We start from the raw sequence: 3,554 nt of genomic DNA on the forward strand, positions 1-3,554 counted from the left end.
CAGTTCTCGTGGCCCTGGCAGTCTGGATGACCCCAGACGCCATGGTGCGCCAAATAGATGCCGCTACCCTTTCCTCGCTGGATCTCACCATGGCACGGCCCAGCCAGCTCTCCGCACACCAACAAGAAAAACAGCAGGCAATCCTGACGAAGCTGATGCGCCATGTTGATCTGCCCCATCGCAACATTGATCTACAGTTCAGCCACATCCCCGGGGCCGGCCCCAATGCCATGGCCCTGCCCGGCGGCACGCTTATTCTCACCGATACCCTGGTACAGGATTACGGCACTGATCCAGACCTGATCGCCGGTGTTCTGGCCCATGAAATCGGCCATGTCGCCAAAGATCACAGCCTCAAACAACTCTACAGCTCCCTCTCCATCTACCTGCTGATCGCGCTTCTGGCGGGTGATATCGGGCCTGTCCTGGACAGTATCGCGCTTGAGGGTCAGACCCTGTTCAACCTGTCCTTTTCCCGTCGACACGAGCTGGAGGCCGATACCTATGCGCTGCATCTGCTCACCAAATCAGGATATAGCCTCGCTGGGCTAGAGCGGTTTTTCACGGCTGTCTCCCGCTATGATGGCAACTCAGACTGGCTCTCCAGCCATCCGCTCAGCCAGGATCGTCTTCGAAACATTGATCAATTCAAAGAGCATCTGGCGCAGTAGCTCTGCATCCGCTAGGGTCTGCGCAAAACCTGCGCAGACGGAGCTTGGGATGAACGACCCAGAAGATGATCTCTTTGAAGACGATTTTGCCGAAGAGCTGGAGATGTTTGTCGAAGCGCAAGACACCGTCTGGGCCGATGTCCTTGCCGAACTGAGCGCAGGCAAAAAGACCGGTCACTGGATGTGGTTTGTCTTCCCGCAACTGGCCGAATTGGGCCAATCCCATATGGCGCAGCTCTACGGTATCGAAGACCTCTCGGAAGCCACTGCCTACCTCGGACACGCGGTGCTGCGCGCCCGCCTGATTGAGGTCGCAACCCTGATGATGACCCATCAGGGGCAAGAAGCCGCCGCGATCCTTGGCGCCACCGATGCCAAGAAACTGCGCTCATCCATGACATTGTTTGCCGCCGTCCCCGGTGCCCCGGATGTCTTTGCCGAGCTGCTCGCGACCTTCTTTGCTGCCAGCCCCTGCGATGTGACAGTTCAGGCCCTCAGTTAGTCCTTCGCTTCCCTGCCGTCAGCCTTGCCAGGCTGGCCCTGGCACCCTACCCCATTAACGGGAATTTCAAGGGAACAGCAGAGATGTCACTTCAGAATATTGCCGAGGGCATTCGCGCAGGGCTGCAGAGCAAAAGCTTTGAAGGCTCGCTCAAATTCGACTGCGGATCAGACGGCGTCATTGTCCTGTCCGAAGGCAACGCCAGCACCACAGATCGCGACGCCGACTGCACCATCAAACTCAGCCAGGACAATCTGGTGAAGCTGCTCAAAGGCAAGCTCAACCCAATGACCGGCGTGATGATGGGCAAGTTGAAGATTTCCGGCGACATGGCCACCGCAATGAAACTCGGCAAACTGATCGGCTAAGAGATTATCTCTTACCAGGATCCTCTTTTGCGCATCATCTTTCCCCAAATATTCTGGGGGGAGCGCGCAAGCGCGGGGGGCAAAGCCCCCACAGTTTTCCTCTCAGATCTTCTCAGCCTTCATCGCCTCATAGTATGGCAAGGCCGCCTCCAGCACCGGGCGCAACTCCGCTGGCACCTCGGGCAAGACCCCTTCCGCTCCGGCAAAACCAGTGGAGTCCCAAACCGCCCCATACCAGACCGGCGCCCAGACCCCGTCCTGGGCATGGCCACCTCTGGGCCAGCTGAGCATTTCCGGCACAAAGCTCAGACCAAGCACCTCGCAAAGCTGCCTCAGTTTCCCCTCAGGGTCGGCGCGAATGTCATGGCTGTCGACCACCACCGGCACCTGCCCCCAGCTGCGGCACAGGTCGAACAGCTCCGCCTGCTGGCGAAACCCGATATCATCCAACACTGGATTCTCCCGTTTCGCCGCATAAGAGGCGATGACCCGCGCCGGGTGGCGGATCAGGAACAGATTGGTGACCTGACGCATCCAGTCGCGCGGCACGCCCTCGATCATATGTTGGGTCATGTGTTTTTGATAGTATACCGGGCGGGCATCCGGCACTGGGCCCAAAAGGGATTGCGCCACCTGCCCCGCATCCTGCGATTGGCTCTGTAGGATTTCAGCGCGCATCGGATGGTTCAGCCCGGTCTTGGCCAGATAGGTGGCATAAAAGGGCTCATCCACCACCGCGCAGTCCCCGCGATTGCCAAAGGCATACATCATCGCCGTCGACAGGTTGCGCGGGCCGGACCACATGGCAATCCGCATCAGGCGCATTCCGCGTCAATCAGCGCCTTGTACAGGCTGCGGATGCGCTTGGTAACCGGACCCATCTCACCACTGCCGATCTGGCGGCCGTCGATAGTGCCCACTGGGGTCTGCGCCCCAAAGGTTCCGGTGAGAAAGGCCTCATCAGCGCCATAGGTATCCACCAGGGAATAATTGCGCTCAAAAACCGGAATATCATTGGCGCGGCACAGGTCGATGACCTTTTGCCGGGTTATGCCATTCATGCAGTAGTCCCCGGTCGAGGTCCAAACTGCGCCTTTGCGCACGATGAAGAAATTGCAGGCATTGGTGGTGTTCACAAAACCATTCACATCCAGCATCAGACCTTCATCCGCCCCCGCCTTTTCGGCGGCGATACAGGCGAGGATACAGTTTAGCTTGGAATGAGAATTCAGCTTGGGATCCTGGGTCATCGGCAATCCGCGCAGATGCGGCACCGTGGCCAGCCGGATGGGGCGCGGCAGGTTGGGCCTGGAATGCTCCATGATGATCACCATGGTCGGCCCCTGCTGCGACAGCGAGGGATGCTGGAAGGGCCGGGTTTTCACCCCCCGCGTCAGCATCAGCCTGGCATGGGCATCCGTGGTCATACCATTGGCCTTTTGTGTCTCTAAAATCGCATTTTTGACGCCTTCGCGATCCATTTCAATGTCCAGATCAATCGCCTTAGCCGCCTCAAACAGCCGGTCCAGATGTTCATCGAAAAAGGCCCAGGTACCATTGTAGAGCCGCAGCCCCTCCCAGACCCCATCGCCCAGCATAAAGCCACTGTCATAGACGCTCACAGTTGCCTCAGCCTTTGGGGTGACCTTGCCGTTCAGGTAGATCAGGATCTCTTCATTGCGCTGATCTTCTGTCGCCTGATGGGTGCTGATTTTTTCTGACATGCGGGAATTCTCTGACCTGGGATATTGTTTTCTGGCACAGGCTAGGAGGATTGGATCCAATTTCCAAGCGGTAACTTGCGCTCACCTCAGCGTGACATTTGATGACACGGGGTTGAGACGCGCAGTCCCCCCCGGCAGGGTGGCAAAAACCGGAGGTCCCCATGCAGATTTTCAAAACCCTAAAACCCGACGCGCTCACCGTCTTTATGCTGCTTGCCATGGTGCTGCGCGGCCATGAGGTACAGGCTCAGTCCCATGAGACACTCACTGTGGCGGGGGGATGTTTCTG

At 58.1% G+C, this 3,554-nt stretch carries 5 protein-coding genes; 3 read left to right on the forward strand and 2 right to left on the reverse strand.

Annotation, left to right across the window (positions count from 1 at the left end):
• The 3 genes from ABJP42_RS05710 to ABJP42_RS05720 all read left to right on the forward strand — a co-directional run.
• The coding region (locus ABJP42_RS05710) for a M48 family metallopeptidase (RefSeq protein ID WP_348339174.1) at positions 1 to 671 on the forward strand (671 nt) is incomplete at its 5' end.
• Positions 672 to 720: 49 nt separating this feature from the next.
• The gene (locus tag ABJP42_RS05715; protein WP_348339176.1) at positions 721 to 1,173 is read left to right on the forward strand and encodes a DUF1810 domain-containing protein; all 453 of its coding nucleotides are present in this window, start codon (positions 721 to 723) and stop codon (positions 1,171 to 1,173) included.
• An 83-nt stretch (positions 1,174 to 1,256) separates the two neighbouring features.
• The gene (locus tag ABJP42_RS05720) at positions 1,257 to 1,541 is read left to right on the forward strand and encodes an SCP2 sterol-binding domain-containing protein (RefSeq protein ID WP_348339178.1); all 285 of its coding nucleotides are present in this window, start codon (positions 1,257 to 1,259) and stop codon (positions 1,539 to 1,541) included.
• Positions 1,542 to 1,643: 102 nt separating this feature from the next.
• Here ABJP42_RS05720 and ABJP42_RS05725 read toward each other — a convergent pair whose 3' ends face one another.
• Both ABJP42_RS05725 and ABJP42_RS05730 read right to left on the reverse strand, forming a co-directional pair.
• Positions 1,644 to 2,357 carry a sulfotransferase-like domain-containing protein gene (locus tag ABJP42_RS05725; protein ID WP_348339180.1) on the reverse strand — a complete coding sequence of 238 codons (714 nt, stop codon included), beginning with the start codon at positions 2,355 to 2,357 and terminating at the stop codon, positions 1,644 to 1,646.
• Positions 2,357 to 3,265 carry a D-amino acid aminotransferase gene (locus ABJP42_RS05730; RefSeq protein ID WP_348339182.1) on the reverse strand — a complete coding sequence of 303 codons (909 nt, stop codon included), beginning with the start codon at positions 3,263 to 3,265 and terminating at the stop codon, positions 2,357 to 2,359. The genes ABJP42_RS05725 and ABJP42_RS05730 overlap by 1 nt, the downstream gene beginning before the upstream one ends.
• Positions 3,266 to 3,554: the final 289 nt, after the last annotated feature.

It is taken from the genome of Pseudophaeobacter sp. (genome assembly GCF_039971195.1).
Taxonomy (GTDB): Bacteria; Pseudomonadota; Alphaproteobacteria; order Rhodobacterales; family Rhodobacteraceae; genus Pseudophaeobacter.